This window comes from Castellaniella defragrans 65Phen, from assembly GCF_000612685.1.
In the GTDB taxonomy this organism is placed as follows: Bacteria; Pseudomonadota; Gammaproteobacteria; order Burkholderiales; family Burkholderiaceae_B; genus Castellaniella; species Castellaniella defragrans.
This window is the reverse complement of sequence record NZ_HG916765.1, coordinates 3638710-3652500: the sequence shown is the minus strand read 5'-3', so window position 1 is coordinate 3652500 and position 13791 is coordinate 3638710. Positions and strand designations below refer to the sequence as shown.

Here is a 13791-nt window from a genome sequence, read left to right as displayed (position 1 = left end):
GGACTAGGCGTCAGATAAGTAGGGCGGGACACGTGAAATCCTGTCTGAAGATGGGGGGACCATCCTCCAAGGCTAAATACTCGTGATCGACCGATAGTGAACCAGTACCGTGAGGGAAAGGCGAAAAGAACCCCGGAAGGGGAGTGAAATAGATCCTGAAACCGTATGCATACAAACAGTAGGAGCCTCCTTGAGGGGTGACTGCGTACCTTTTGTATAATGGGTCAGCGACTTACATTCAGTGGCAAGCTTAACCGGATAGGGAAGGCGTAGCGAAAGCGAGTCCGAACAGGGCGATTCAGTCGCTGGGTGTAGACCCGAAACCAGGCGATCTATCCATGGCCAGGTTGAAGGCACGGTAACACGTGCTGGAGGACCGAACCCACTAACGTTGAAAAGTTAGGGGATGAGCTGTGGATAGGGGTGAAAGGCTAAACAAGCCTGGAGATAGCTGGTTCTCTCCGAAAACTATTTAGGTAGTGCCTCACATGATTACTGCCGGGGGTAGAGCACTGTTATAGCTAGGGGGTCATGGCGACTTACCAACCTATGGCAAACTCCGAATACCGGCAAGTACAGTGTGGGAGACAGAGCACCGGGTGCTAACGTCCGGACTCAAGAGGGAAACAACCCAGACCGCCAGCTAAGGTCCCTAAAACGGGCTAAGTGGGAAACGAAGTGGGAAGGCATAGACAGTCAGGAGGTTGGCTTAGAAGCAGCCATCCTTTAAAGAAAGCGTAATAGCTCACTGATCGAGTCGTCCTGCGCGGAAGATGTAACGGGGCTAAGCCAGTTACCGAAGCTGCGGGTGTGCACGCAAGTGCACGCGGTAGGAGAGCGTTCTGTAAGCCTGCGAAGGTGGCTTGTAAAGGCTGCTGGAGGTATCAGAAGTGCGAATGCTGACATGAGTAGCGATAAAGGGGGTGAAAAGCCCCCTCGCCGTAAGTCCAAGGTTTCCTGCGCAACGTTCATCGGCGCAGGGTGAGTCGGCCCCTAAGGCGAGGCAGAGATGCGTAGCTGATGGGAAGCTGGTTAATATTCCAGCACCGTCGTGAGATGCGATGGGGGGACGGATGGCAGAAGGTCATCGGGGTGTTGGATGTCCCCGTTGCTGCATCGAAGAAGGCGCTTAGGTAAATCCGGGCGCGTAATTCAAGGGTGTGGCTGGACAGGAACTTCGGTTCCTGGACTGATTGGAAGTTGTCCCAGGAAAAGCCTCTAAGCTTCAGTCTCACGAGACCGTACCGCAAACCGACACAGGTGGACGGGATGAATATTCCAAGGCGCTTGAGAGAACTCAGGAGAAGGAACTCGGCAAATTGATACCGTAACTTCGGGAGAAGGTATGCCCTTGTAGTGTGACAGGCTCGCGCCTGGAGCATGAAGGGGCCGCAGAGAATCGGTGGCTGCGACTGTTTATTAAAAACACAGCACTCTGCAAAGACGAAAGTCGACGTATAGGGTGTGACGCCTGCCCGGTGCCGGAAGGTTAAGTGATGGGGTGCAAGCTCTTGATCGAAGCCCCGGTAAACGGCGGCCGTAACTATAACGGTCCTAAGGTAGCGAAATTCCTTGTCGGGTAAGTTCCGACCTGCACGAATGGCGTAACGATGGCCACACTGTCTCCTCCTGAGACTCAGCGAAGTTGAAATGTTTGTGATGATGCAATCTACCCGCGGCTAGACGGAAAGACCCCATGAACCTTTACTGTAGCTTTGCATTGGATTGTGAACCGGCCTGTGTAGGATAGGTGGGAGGCGTTGAAACCGAGTCGCTAGATTCGGTGGAGCCAACCTTGAAATACCACCCTGGTCTGTTTGCGGTTCTAACCTTGGCCCGTTATCCGGGTCGGGGACAGTGCATGGTGGGCAGTTTGACTGGGGCGGTCTCCTCCTAAAGTGTAACGGAGGAGTACGAAGGTACGCTAGGTACGGTCGGAAATCGTGCTGATAGTGCAATGGCATAAGCGTGCTTGACTGTGAGACTGACAAGTCGAACAGGTGCGAAAGCAGGTCATAGTGATCCGGTGGTTCTGTATGGAAGGGCCATCGCTCAACGGATAAAAGGTACTCTGGGGATAACAGGCTGATACCGCCCAAGAGTTCATATCGACGGCGGTGTTTGGCACCTCGATGTCGGCTCATCTCATCCTGGGGCTGTAGCCGGTCCCAAGGGTATGGCTGTTCGCCATTTAAAGAGGTACGTGAGCTGGGTTTAAAACGTCGTGAGACAGTTTGGTCCCTATCTGCCGTGGGCGTTGGATACTTGACGGAGCCTGCTCCTAGTACGAGAGGACCGGAGTGGACGTACCACTGGTGTATCGGTTGTCATGCCAATGGCATTGCCGAGTAGCTATGTACGGAAGAGATAACCGCTGAAGGCATCTAAGCGGGAAACTCGTCTGAAGATTAGGTATCCCGGGGGCTTGACCCCCCTGAAGGGTCGTCCGAGACCAGGACGTTGATAGGCTGGGTGTGGAAGCGCGGTAACGCGTGCAGCTAACCAGTACTAATTGCCCGTGCGGCTTGATCCTATAACCTTGCGGAGTACCGCAACGGAACGTAGTGATCGTGTGTGTGTAGCCGACACAATTGAACGAAACAACGCAACCCCAGTGCAAGGCGCCCCGAGTCTGCTACAATGCAGCCCGTCGCGTCGAACACTGCAAGCGCCGCAGGCCCGCTAGGCTTGCCGCGCAGTGCTTCTTCCAAATTGGCGATCCAGTCCAAGGCCCTCGCGGCCCCAGACTCGACCGCAACCAGTTATGCTTGACGACCATAGCAAGGTGGACCCACTCCTTCCCATCCCGAACAGGACAGTGAAACGCCTTCGCGCCGATGATAGTGGGTGGACACCTGTGAAAGTAGGTCATCGTCAGGCTTCTATGCCTCAAAGCCCCTGCAGATAACCTCTGCAGGGGCTTTGTCTTTGGGGGGGGGGCGCCGCGCGCCAGGCAGCGCGAGCTCCCGCAACGGCGCGTCTCCGGACCACGCACGGGCGGCCACGGCGCGTCTCCGGACCTGGCACGTGCGGCCAGACCGGCCTCCCGGCCACCCACGAGCGAGCGGCCCTCCACGGCGTGGCGGGCCGCATCCCTGCTAGAATGAACTTTTCAAACGCCGGCGCCCGCCCGCGCCTACGCAGGAGACTTCATGATCCAAGGCGACGACACTCCCGACATGGACAAGGGCCTGAATCAGCGGCAGCTCGTCCACCTGATGTATGCCCTGTTCGCCGTGGGCATCCTGTCCGCGGGGATCTTCGGTGCGGCCGTCCTGGCCGCCGTGGTGCTGGCCTATCTGAAGCGCGGCGACATGGTCGGCACCGTGTATGCCGGCCACATCGACTGGATCATCCGGACGTTCTGGTGGGGTCTGCTGTGGCTGGCGCTGAGCGCACTGGCCAGCCTGATCTTCGTCGGCTTCGTCACTGGTCTGGTGGCCGTGATCTGGATCATCTACCGCATCGCCAAGGGCTGGCTGGCGCATTGGGCCGGGGAAACGCCGCTTCCGGGCCTGTGATCCCGGCGGGGCTGCCGCGACAGCCCGCCGCAACCCCGTTTATTTCAGGTGTTGGCTGACCAGCTTGGTCAATTCAAACATCGAAACCTGGTCCTTGCCGAACAGGGGGCGCAGCTTGGCATCCGCATTGATGTTGCGGCGATTGGCGGGATCCTGGAGATCGTGCTTCTTGATATAGTCCCAGACGCGCTTGGTGACTTCGGTACGGGGCACGGCTTCGTTGCCGATCACGGCCGCCAGGGTGGCGCTGGGGGTCAGGGGCTTCATGAATGCCGCATTGGGTTTGCGACCTGATTTTTCGGTGGTTGCCATGTATGCAGGCTCCTATACAGTGCAGTGTTGAGTGAATTGCCCTCGCAGCATACCGCGTGTTTCCCCGAAAGACAAAACAGGATTGTCAGACCGTGTCACAGAGTTCTCCACTTGCTTCTCCGAATGTCGATGCGCCGCAGGCCGGGGTTTCCCCCGCGCCGGCGCGCATCCGCCTGACCCGTCCCGACGACTGGCATCTGCATCTGCGCGACGGCGCGGTGCTGCGCAGCGTGGTGATGGATTCGGCGCGGCAGTTCGGGCGCGCCATCATCATGCCCAACCTGAAGCCGCCGGTGCTGACGACCGAGGACGCGCGCGCCTACCGCGACCGCATCCTGGCCGCCCTGCGCCAGGCGCATGAACAGGCGGATGGACGGGGGCGGGCGGACGGGGGCGAGGCGTCGTCCTTCGAGCCCCTGATGACCCTGTACCTGACCGACCGGACCGCGCCCGACGAGATCCGCCGGGCGCGCGACAGCGGCTTCGTGCACGGGGTGAAGCTCTATCCGGCCGGGGCGACGACCCATTCCGACGCCGGCGTGACGGATCTGCTGGGCCAGTGCGCGGCCACGCTCGCCGCCATGCAGGACTGCGGCATGCCGCTGCTGGTCCATGGCGAGGTCACCGATCCCGCGGTCGACGTGTTCGACCGCGAGGCGGTCTTCATCGAGCGGGTCATGGTGCCCTTGCGGCGGGCCTTTCCCGCACTGAAGGTGGTGTTCGAGCACCTGACCACGGCCGACGGCGCGGCCTACGTCGCCGAGGCCGACGGCCCCATCGGCGCGACGCTCACGCCGCAGCACCTGCTGTACAACCGCAACGCCCTGTTCAAGGGCGGGCTGCGGCCCCACTGGTACTGCCTGCCGATCCTGAAGCGGGAAACCCACCGCCAGGCCCTGCTCGCGGCGGCCACCAGCGGCAATCCGCGCTTCTTCCTCGGGACGGACAGCGCGCCGCATCCGCGCGGCGCCAAGGAACAGGACTGCGGCTGTGCGGGCTGCTACACGGCCCGCCACGCCATGGCGCTGTACGCGGCGGCCTTCGAGTCCGTCGGCCGCCTGGACCGCCTGGAGGCCTTCGCCAGCCTGCACGGCCCGGCGTTCTACGGCCTGGCGCCCAATGCCGGCACCTTGACGCTGGAACGGGTCGCGGACCCGGTTCCCCGCGACCTGCCGCTGGGCGACGACGTGGTCGTGCCGCTGGCCGCCGGGGAGTCCCTGGCGTGGCGGGTGAGTCGGGACGCGGAATAGTCCCTGCGGGCGATTCCACGCCCGACGGATCGGAGACGCGGCTCAGTCGCCGACAGTCGGTCGTCGACACTCAGTCGCCGCGCTTGTCCTCCAGCAGGGTCCAGCGCTCGAACAGGGCTTCCAGCCTGCCTTCCAGCTCGCCCAGGGCCTGCTGGACGCGCTGCGCCTCGTCGGCGCCCTGGCTGTACAGGCCGGGGTCGGACAGGCGGGCGGCGAGGGCCGCCTGTTCCGCTTCCAGGGCGGAGATCCGGTCGGGCAGCCCGGCCAGTTCCTCGGCTTCCCAGGGGGCCAGGCGGTTCTTGCGCGGCTTGTCGGCGGCCCCGGCCGGGGCCGAAGCCGGGGCCGGGGTCTGGGTCGAAGTCTGGGCCGAAGTCGGGAGCCGGTCCGGGGCCTGGGCCGGTTGGCCCGCCGGCCGCTCCTTCGCGGTATCGGCCGCGCCGGCGCGGGCGGTCCGGGCCGGGGGCGCTTCCGCTGCGGCGGGACGCGGCCGCTGGGCCTCCCAGTCGTCGTAGCCGCCCACGTATTCCTGCCAGCGGCCGTCGCCCTCGGCGGCGATGGTCTGCGTGACCACGTTGTCCAGGAAGGTGCGGTCGTGGCTGACCAGCAGGACGGTGCCCTGGTAGTCCTGCAGCAGGCCTTCGAGCAGCTCCAGGGTGTCGATGTCCAGGTCGTTGGTGGGCTCGTCCAGCACCAATACGTTGTGGGGCTGGGCGAACATGCGCGCCAGCGCCAGGCGGGCGCGCTCGCCGCCGGACAGGCTGGAGACGGGGGAATGGGCGCGCGCCGCCGGGAAGAGGAAGTCCTCCAGGTAGCTCATGACGTGCTTGCGCTGGCCGCCGATCTCCACCCATTCGCTGCCCGGGCTGATGGTGTCGGCCAGGGTGGCGGATTCGTCGAGCCGGTCGCGCATCTGGTCGAAGTAGCCGATCGACAGGTTGGTGCCCAGGCGCACGCTGCCCTGCAGAGGCTGGAGCTCGCCCAGCAGGATGCGCAGCAGCGTCGTCTTGCCGGCGCCGTTGGGGCCGATCAGGCCGATGCGGTCGCCGCGCTGGATCAGGGTGCTGAAATCCCGGATCAGGATGCGGTCGTCGTAGCCGTGGGTGACGTTCTTCAGTTCGGCCACGAGCTTGCCGGAGCGCTGGCCGTCGGCCAGGGAGAACCGCACCTGGCCCTGCTGGTCGCGCCGCGCGGCGCGTTCGCGGCGCAGGGCCTCCAGGCGGCGCACCCGGCCTTCGTTGCGCGTGCGGCGCGCCTCGATGCCCTTGCGGATCCAGACTTCCTCCTGGGACAGCAGCTTGTCGAAGCGGGCGTTGGCCTGCTGCTCGGCGTCGAGCCACTGGGCCTTGCGCGCCTGCCAGGCGGAGAAATTGCCGGGGAAGCTGAGCAGCCGTCCGCGGTCGAGCTCGACGATGCGGGTGGCCACGGCGTCCAGGAAGCGGCGGTCGTGGGTGATCAGCACCACCGCCGCGCGTGTGGCGCGCAGCAGATTTTCCAGCCAGGCGATGCCGGCGAAGTCCAGATGGTTGGTCGGCTCGTCGAGCAGCAGCAGGTCGGGCTCCTGGACCAGAGCGTGGGCCAGGGCCACGCGCTTGCGCGTGCCGCCGGACAGGCCGCGGATGGGCAGGCCGGGATCGAGCCCCAGCGCGTCGATCAGCGCCCCGGCGCGGGCCGAGCGCTGCCAGTCCTCGGTCGCCAGCGGATCGCCGGACAGGTAGCCGAGCACGGTCTCGTCCTCCGGCAGCGCGGGCTCCTGCTCGACGGTGGCGATGCGCAGGCCGCCGCGCCGCCGGATCTCGCCGTCGTCGAGGCGCACGCGGCCGTCCAGGACGCGCAGCAGGGAGGACTTGCCGGCGCCGTTGCGGCCGATCAGGCCGATGCGCTCGCCGGCCAGCAGGGTCAGGTCGGCGTGGTCGAGCAGGGGATGGTGGCCGTAGGCGAGCTGGGCCTGGGCGAGGGAGAGCAGGATGTCGGACATGATGCGGGCAACGGTGGTGCGGCCGGTGGAGCGGCCGCCGGCGTCGCGGGCGGCCGGGGCCAAAAGACTATTGTCGCAGGTTGGCCGGGGGCGTGCCCGGCGGACCGCCCGCAGCGGAGGGCCGCCCGCAGCGGCGGATGCGCGTGGTGCGGCGCTCGGGCCGCCCGGGGCGGCCGGCCCCGCGATCCGGATCGGCGGATGCGCGTGGACGCCTCCGGCGGCTCCCCCGCTGTCGTACAATGCCGACGCGGGGCAGATCGGGCGATCGCGGTGCCGTCAGGCATCGAGGAAGGTCCGGACTCCATCGGGCGCGATAGCGGCTAACGGCCGTCCGGCGATCCTTTCGGGGAAAGCCGAGGAACAGGGCCACAGAGACGAGTCTGCCGCGGGGGTGCGCCGCGAGGTGCACACCGGTACGGCCATCTCCGTACCGTCCGTCCGGCCCGTCCGGGCGGTCCGCGGCAGGGTGAAACGCGGCAACCTCTATCGGGAGCAACATCAAATAGGCATGCGCCGGCTTCGTGCCGACAGGGCGGCCCGTCCGAGCATGCGGGTAGATGGCTAGAGCGGTCCAGCAATGGCCCGCCCAGAGGAATGATCGCCCGCCGGGGCAACCCGGCGTACAGAATCCGGCCTACAGATCTGTTCCGCTTCTTTCTCCGCTTTTCCGGCCCGGCCTGGCGCGACCTGGCGCGGCCTGTTCCGGCCCTCCGCGGACGCGGCCGCGGGGCGGCGGCCATAGGGACTTATGCGCATTCGGCCGCCGGGGCGGCTGTGATACCCTGAATCCTCATATCCAACCGACGGCCCGCCGCGCGCAGGCGCGGGGGTACGCCGGCCGGATTCCCGTCGTGGAAATCCAGGAGGCATCGGTGGCGGATTCGGCAGCATCGTCCCTGTCGGAAACGGATGTCGGCCAGCGGCATCCGCTGCTCGAGGTCCGGGACCTGAGCAAGAGCTTCGGCGGCCTGCGCGCCGTGGACCAGTGCTCGTTCCAGGTGGAACGCGGCACCATCACCGGCCTGATCGGCCCCAACGGCGCCGGCAAGACCACGGTGTTCAATCTCATTACCGGCTTCATCCCCCCCGATTCGGGGCGCATCCTGCTGGACGGCCAGGACATCGGCCACCAGCGTCCGGACCAGGTCTTCGCCCGCGGCCTGTGCCGCACCTTCCAGATCCCCCGCGAGCACGGCACCATGAGCGTCCTGGAAAACCTCATGCTGGTGCCGCCCGGGCAATCGGGCGAGCGCTGGTGGAACGCCCTGCTGCGCCCGGGCCGCGTCCGCGCCGAGGAAGCCGGCCACCTGCGCAAGGCGCGGGAAGTCCTGGAATACCTGCAGCTTGGCCACGTCCAGCACGAGTACGCGGCCAACCTGTCGGGCGGGCAGAAGAAGCTGCTGGAAATGGGCCGCATGCTGATGGCGGACCCGCGGATCATCCTGCTGGACGAGCCGGCGGCCGGGGTCAACCGCACGCTGCTGCAGAGCATCGTGCGCAACATCCAGACCCTGTCACGCGAACGCGGGATCACTTTCCTGCTGATCGAGCACGACATGAACATGGTCATGAGCCTGTGCGATCCGGTCATCGTCATGAGCGAAGGACGCAAGCTGGCCGAAGGCGCGCCCGAGGCGGTGCGCAGCGACCCGGCGGTGCTGGAGGCCTACCTGGGAGGGCAGTATGCCGCTGCTGCAGGTTGACGCCGTCACGGCGGGCTATGGCGACACCGAGATCCTGCGCGCGGTGTCCATCCGGGTCGAGGCCGGCGAGATCGTCGCCATCATCGGCCCCAACGGGGCGGGCAAGTCCACCCTGATGAAGACGATCTTCGGCCTGCTGCATCCGCGCCAGGGCTCGATCGCCTTCGACGGCCACGACATCGCGCGCGAGGCGCCGCACCGCATCGTGCGGCTGGGCATGTGCTACGTGCCGCAGGTGGCCAACGTCTTCACCTCGCTGACGGTCGAGGAAAACCTGGAGATGGGCGCCTTCCCGATGGGCAGGATCGATCTGTCGGACAACAAGGAGCGCGTCTACGCGATGTTTCCCAAGCTGCGCCAGCGCCGCCGCCAGCTGGCGGGCCGGATGTCCGGCGGCGAGCGGCAGATGGTCGCGATGGGCAGCGCGCTGATGATGAGCCCCCGGCTGCTGCTGCTGGACGAGCCCACGGCCGCCCTGTCCCCCAAGCTGGTGGACGAGATCTTCGAGCGCATCGCCCGGATCAACGAGAGCGGCGTGGGCATCCTGATGGTCGAGCAGAACGCCCGCCAGTCGCTGGGGATGGCCCACCGCGGCTACGTGCTGGCCAACGGCGAGAACCGCCACGAGGGCACGGGCCGGGACCTGCTCGACGATCCGAACGTCGGGCGCCTCTACCTGGGAGGATGACGCGATGAGCGATACGGCGCGGCCCGCGGCGGACGAGGGCATGCCTCCGGATGTTCCAGGCATTTCGACGGCACCGGGCGCCCCGGCGGTCCGGGCGGCCGCGCCGCCCGCCGCGGATGCCGATGCGGTGGACGCCCGCGATGCGGGCGGGGCGCGCAGCAGCCGCTTCGTCGGCGGCGTGCTGCTGCTGGTGCTGGCCGGCATGTGGCTGGCGGGCTGGCTCTCGGGCACCAGCGTCGAGGACATGCTGTCCCTGACCGCGTGGGGCGTGATGCTGGGCGGCATCATCGCGCTGGGCGGCATCGGCCTGACGCTCTGCTACGGCGTGCTGAAATTCCCCAATTTCGCCCACGGCGAATTCCTCACCCTGGGGGCGTACGTGACCTACGGCATGGTGCTCGTCCTGCCGCAGTCCAATCCCATCTGGCGGTTTTCCTTCGGCTGGGAACTCCTCGTCGGCCTGCTGGTGGCGGCGGCGGTCACCGCCGTGGTGGCGATCGTGATCGACCGGCTGCTGTACCGGCCGCTGCGCCGGCACCAGTCGCCGCTGGTGCTGCTGGCCATGGCCTCGCTGGGCATGGAGTTCCTGCTGCGGGGCATCGTCTATCTCGTCTGGGGATCGGACTTCCATTTCTATTATTCGGGGCGCTCCAATCCGGCGCTGGCCCTGCCCTTCGGCCTGCGCCTGCAGGCGGACCAATTCTTCGTCTTCGCCCTGGCCGTCGTCCTGGTGGCGCTGCTGTACTGGATGCTGACCCGCACGCGCATCGGCAAGGCCATGCGCGCGACGGCCGACAACCCCGACCTGGCCCAGGTGCGCGGCATCGACACCGAGCAGGTCGTCGCCTGGACCTGGGCCATCGGCGCGGGACTGGCCGCCATCGGCGGGGTCATGTACGGGCTGGCGTCGCAGATGCGCCCGGACATGGGCTTCGTGCTGCTGCTGCCGCTGTTCGCGGCGGTGATCATGGGCGGGATCGGCAGCGCCTGGGGGGCGCTGGTCGGCTCGGTCATCATCGGCATCGCCATGCAGCTCACTTCCGCCTTCCTGAACCCGGCCTACGGGCCGGCGGTCGCCTTCGTCCTGATGGTGCTGGTGCTGCTGATGCGGCCCCAGGGGCTGTTCGCCCAGCGCTAGGGCCGTCACACACACGCATCGAGGAGCCGGACCATGGACCCCCTGCATCTGCTCAAAGCCTGCTTCCTGCTGGTGCCGGCCTTCCTGCTGGGCTGCCTGCTGTTTTCCGCCCTGCGCTGGCGCGCGCGCCTGCCGGCGGCCCTCGTCCTGGCGTGCGTCCTGGCCTTCGGCATCGCGGGCCTGCTGCCCGGCAGCATGGATTACCTGGTGTCCTTCAGCATCATGGCGATCATCTACTCGATCCTGTCGCTGGGCCTGAACGCGCAATGGGGCTACAACGGCCACCTGAACTTCGGCGTGGCCGGCTTCTTCGCCGTGGGGGCGTTCATCATGGCGCTGTTCGTCACCGCGCCGCCCTCGGGGATGATGGCGGCCTACGCCCAGCAGTGGTTCGGCCTGGAGGCGCCCTATCTGCTCGGGGTGGCGGCCGCGGGCGTCATGGCGGGCGTGGTGGCCTGGCTGATCGCCCAGCCCATCCTGCACCTGCGGGCGGATTTCCTGGCGATCGCCACGCTGGGGATCGCCGAGATCATCCGCCTCGTCTTCCAGAACGAGCGCTGGCTGGCCAACGGGCCGCAGCCCATGTCCGGCATCCCGCAGCCCCTGTCCTGCGTCTTCGACCGCGAAGGCTGCGGCTGGCTGCCCGACGCCCTGCAGACCGTGCTGTCCATCATGCAGCCGCGGGACTACGGCTACCTGTACCTGGTGATCGTCGCGCTCGCGCTGGCCCTGACCTACGCCGTGCTGGAAGCCATGGTGCGCTCGCCCTGGGGCCGCGCGCTGCGCGCCGTGCGCGACGAGGAGGATTCGGCCGCCATGAGCGGCAAGCCCGTCAAGTCCCTGCGCGTGCAGTCCTTCGTGCTGGGCGCCGTCGTCATCGGCGTGGCTGGCGCGCTGTACGCGCCGTACATGGTCACGATCGACTACAGCCACTTCAAGCCGCTGTTCGCCACCTTCCTCGTCTGGGTGATGCTGATGCTGGGCGGCAGCGGCAACAACAAGGGCGCCATCCTGGGGGCCTTCGTGATCTGGGCCGTCTGGAGCGGCACCGGCTTCGTCACCGACTCTCTGCAGGTCGCCCTGCAGGGGGTGGCCCCCGACGTGGCTTCCCGCATGTCCTTCCTGCGCTGGGCCTTCGTCGGGCTGCTGCTGGCGCTGATCGTGCTGTATCGCCCGCAGGGCATCCTGCCCGAGAAAAAGCGCGTGTCCCGCTTCCTGGACGGGGAGCCGGAGGATTAGCCGCGCGGTTCCCGGCGGGGCGCGCGGAGATCCGGCGGCCCCGCGGCCTTGCGCCTCAGCCGGCCGGGATGTCCTTGGCGGCGACCATCTTCACCGTCTCGATCTGGCCGCCCGCGTACTTCCAGATGTTGACGGGCGTGATGACGTCGCCGTTCTTGTCGAAGTCGCACGGGCCGGCGACCCCGTTGTAGTTGATCTTCTTCTTGTCCTTCAGGGCCTGGAGCATCCGGATGGCGCGCTCCTGGCTGCCGCCGTCGATCATCTCGCCCGGCGGATTGGCGACCTTGCGCAGCTCGTCGCGCAGCATCGTGCCCGTGATCTTCGAGGCGTCGGTGGCCCCGCCGGCCACGACGGCGGCCATGGCCAGGCCCGCCACCAGGCCGGCGTCGTACGAGCAGGTGGTGAAGGGCGGGAAGTGGTCGTATTTGTAGGTGGACAGGTAGGTCTTGGCGAAATCGCGGTAGGACTGCGTGCTGGTGTCCTCGCCCGGCGCCGTGCCGTAGAGGCCGTCCATGTCCTTGGCGCCGACTTCCTTGATGATGTCGATGCTGGCGTTGCCGTCGGTGAACTGCCAGCGGGTGAAGTTGAAGGTGTCGCGGGATTCCTTGCAGATGGCGATGGTGTGCGCCGGGTAGCTGACGATGAGGAGCAGGTCGGGCTTGTCCTTCAGGGCCTGGGACAGCATGGACTTGTAGGTGGGCTGGACTTCCTCGGGGTGCGGGACTTCCGCCAGGACGGTGCCGCCGCGCTTCTTGAAGGCGGCGGCGAAGGCGTTGGACAGGCCCTGCCCGTAGGGATTGTTGATATAGATGGTGGCCACGCGCTTGAACTTGTAGGCCGGGTCGAGCTCGCCGTTGACGAACTGGGCGGCCACCACGCCCTGCATGGCGTCCGACGCGCTGGTGCGGAACAGCAGGTCGGCCTTGGCGTCGGCGGGCAGCACGCTGACCAGCGGGGACGTGGTGCCGTTGCCGATCTGCAGGACGCCGGACGGGATGGTGACCGAAGTCGCCACGGCGACCGTGACGCCGCTGGACCAGCCGTTGATGATGACCGGCGTGTGCTGGGTGTCGATCATCTGGCGGGCCGCCTGCACGCCGACCGTCGGCAGGGTCGCGCTGTCGGCCGTGACGTGGTGGGCGATGAGGGGGCCGCCGAAGACCTCCTTGGCGGCGGTGTTGATCTGGTCGACGGCCAGCCGCACCGCGTCGCGGTAGTAGGGACCGAACTCGGCCGCGGAGCCCGTCATGGGCAGGACCTGGCCGAGGTTGATGGCGGGCGGGGCGCCGGCGGCCAGGGCGCGTCGCAGCGGCAGGATGCCGCCGAGCATCATCACGCCGCCCGCGGTCCCGACGGACTGCAGGAAATGACGGCGCGACGAGGGGGAATGGGCTTGATCCGACATGCGAAATCTCCTTTCTGGTGACTGACGAGACGACAGGCAAACGCAAAAATGGCCCCTGCGCTACGCAGCCTGCGGCCGCTTGCATCCACCTCGCGGCCTGCATGCCGCTCGGATTCGTCAGGCACGGAATGGTCCGCAGGGACTATCCCGTGTCCTGACTCATCCCCCCGAGGGGGGCGCTTTTTGCCTTGGGGCGGCCCGGCGGCAAAGAAGGCTCGGATGCTTTCGAGTCCGGCGCCCGGGGACATGCCGGTGCTGTGGCCGGTGTTTCGGCCCGGGAGGTGAAAGTTCATTACATCGGCTGGCCCGGGGCCTGTCAATCGGGAATTGATGCAGGTGGGGACCGGCGGCCGCGCCCGTCCGCCGCGGGGAGCACGCGGGAGGCGTCCCCGGGGCCGTCCGGAGGCCCCGGGCAAAGGCCCTGACCTGATAAAGGACTTTCAGTTTGGTTTCCAATATATTGATTTTTCAGGCGTTTGTTTATCGGTGAATTCTCCGGAACAGTTGTAAGTGCTTGTTGTCATTGAAGAAAATTCAATTTTTGCCTTGACCGGTGCCGA

The 13791-nt window shown here is 66.4% G+C and carries 9 protein-coding genes, 2 rRNA genes and 1 other RNA gene (1 of these 12 only partly in view); 9 read left to right on the top strand and 3 right to left on the bottom strand.

Translation table 11 applies throughout. The features are described from left to right. The 3 genes from BN940_RS16255 to BN940_RS16245 form a co-directional block, all read left to right on the top strand. Positions 1-2533, top strand: a 23S ribosomal RNA gene (locus tag BN940_RS16255) (it extends 354 nt beyond the left edge of the window). Between the two features lie 234 nt (positions 2534-2767). Then, positions 2768-2880, top strand: a 5S ribosomal RNA gene (gene rrf, locus BN940_RS16250). A 272-nt stretch (positions 2881-3152) separates the two neighbouring features. After that, positions 3153-3521, top strand: coding sequence for a DUF4870 family protein (locus BN940_RS16245; protein ID WP_052355966.1), 369 nt, complete (start codon positions 3153-3155; stop codon positions 3519-3521). A 39-nt stretch (positions 3522-3560) separates the two neighbouring features. On the opposite strand, the gene BN940_RS16240 is transcribed toward BN940_RS16245, so the two are convergent. Next, positions 3561-3833, bottom strand: a complete 273-nt coding sequence (locus BN940_RS16240; protein ID WP_043684703.1) for an SWIB/MDM2 domain-containing protein — start codon at positions 3831-3833, stop codon at positions 3561-3563. 167 nt (positions 3834-4000) lie between these two features. Between BN940_RS16240 and pyrC the strand changes: the two genes are divergently transcribed. Beyond that, positions 4001-5083 (top strand): dihydroorotase, encoded by a 1083-nt coding sequence (gene pyrC / locus BN940_RS16235; RefSeq protein ID WP_043687825.1) that lies wholly within the window; start codon positions 4001-4003, stop codon positions 5081-5083. Positions 5084-5153: 70 nt separating this feature from the next. Here pyrC and BN940_RS16230 read toward each other — a convergent pair whose 3' ends face one another. Beyond that, positions 5154-7058 (bottom strand): ATP-binding cassette domain-containing protein, encoded by a 1905-nt coding sequence (locus BN940_RS16230; protein WP_043687824.1) that lies wholly within the window; start codon positions 7056-7058, stop codon positions 5154-5156. A gap of 249 nt (positions 7059-7307) precedes the next feature. Here BN940_RS16230 and rnpB point away from each other — a divergent pair. From rnpB to BN940_RS16210, 5 genes are all read left to right on the top strand, one after another. Next, an RNA gene (rnpB, locus tag BN940_RS18140) (RNase P RNA component class A) lies at positions 7308-7711 on the top strand. Between the two features lie 198 nt (positions 7712-7909). Then, positions 7910-8761, top strand: coding sequence for an ABC transporter ATP-binding protein (locus BN940_RS16225; protein WP_242404219.1), 852 nt, complete (start codon positions 7910-7912; stop codon positions 8759-8761). After that, positions 8742-9449, top strand: a complete 708-nt coding sequence (locus tag BN940_RS16220) for an ABC transporter ATP-binding protein (protein ID WP_043684700.1) — start codon at positions 8742-8744, stop codon at positions 9447-9449. The genes BN940_RS16225 and BN940_RS16220 overlap by 20 nt, the downstream gene beginning before the upstream one ends. A 4-nt stretch (positions 9450-9453) precedes the next feature. Beyond that, complete coding sequence (locus tag BN940_RS16215) at positions 9454-10587, top strand: branched-chain amino acid ABC transporter permease (RefSeq protein ID WP_084330741.1); 1134 nt, start codon at positions 9454-9456, stop codon at positions 10585-10587. A gap of 33 nt (positions 10588-10620) precedes the next feature. Beyond that, the gene (locus BN940_RS16210) at positions 10621-11826 is read left to right on the top strand and encodes a branched-chain amino acid ABC transporter permease (protein WP_052355965.1); all 1206 of its coding nucleotides are present in this window, start codon (positions 10621-10623) and stop codon (positions 11824-11826) included. 55 nt (positions 11827-11881) lie between these two features. On the opposite strand, the gene BN940_RS16205 is transcribed toward BN940_RS16210, so the two are convergent. Continuing rightward, positions 11882-13231, bottom strand: a complete 1350-nt coding sequence (locus BN940_RS16205) for an ABC transporter substrate-binding protein (protein WP_043684697.1) — start codon at positions 13229-13231, stop codon at positions 11882-11884. Positions 13232-13791: the final 560 nt, after the last annotated feature.

Excerpts from the sequence above, each read along its gene's own strand:
- BN940_RS16245 (WP_052355966.1), top strand. The coding sequence starts at position 3,153 with ATGATCCAAGGCGACGACACTCCCGACATGGACAAGGGCCTGAATCAG.
- BN940_RS16240 (WP_043684703.1), bottom strand. The coding sequence starts at position 3,833 with ATGGCAACCACCGAAAAATCAGGTCGCAAACCCAATGCGGCATTCATG.
- BN940_RS16205 (WP_043684697.1), bottom strand. The coding sequence starts at position 13,231 with ATGTCGGATCAAGCCCATTCCCCCTCGTCGCGCCGTCATTTCCTGCAG.
- BN940_RS16210 (WP_052355965.1), top strand. The coding sequence starts at position 10,621 with ATGGACCCCCTGCATCTGCTCAAAGCCTGCTTCCTGCTGGTGCCGGCC.
- BN940_RS16220 (WP_043684700.1), top strand. The coding sequence starts at position 8,742 with ATGCCGCTGCTGCAGGTTGACGCCGTCACGGCGGGCTATGGCGACACC.
- BN940_RS16215 (WP_084330741.1), top strand. The coding sequence starts at position 9,454 with ATGAGCGATACGGCGCGGCCCGCGGCGGACGAGGGCATGCCTCCGGAT.
- BN940_RS16230 (WP_043687824.1), bottom strand. The coding sequence starts at position 7,058 with ATGTCCGACATCCTGCTCTCCCTCGCCCAGGCCCAGCTCGCCTACGGC.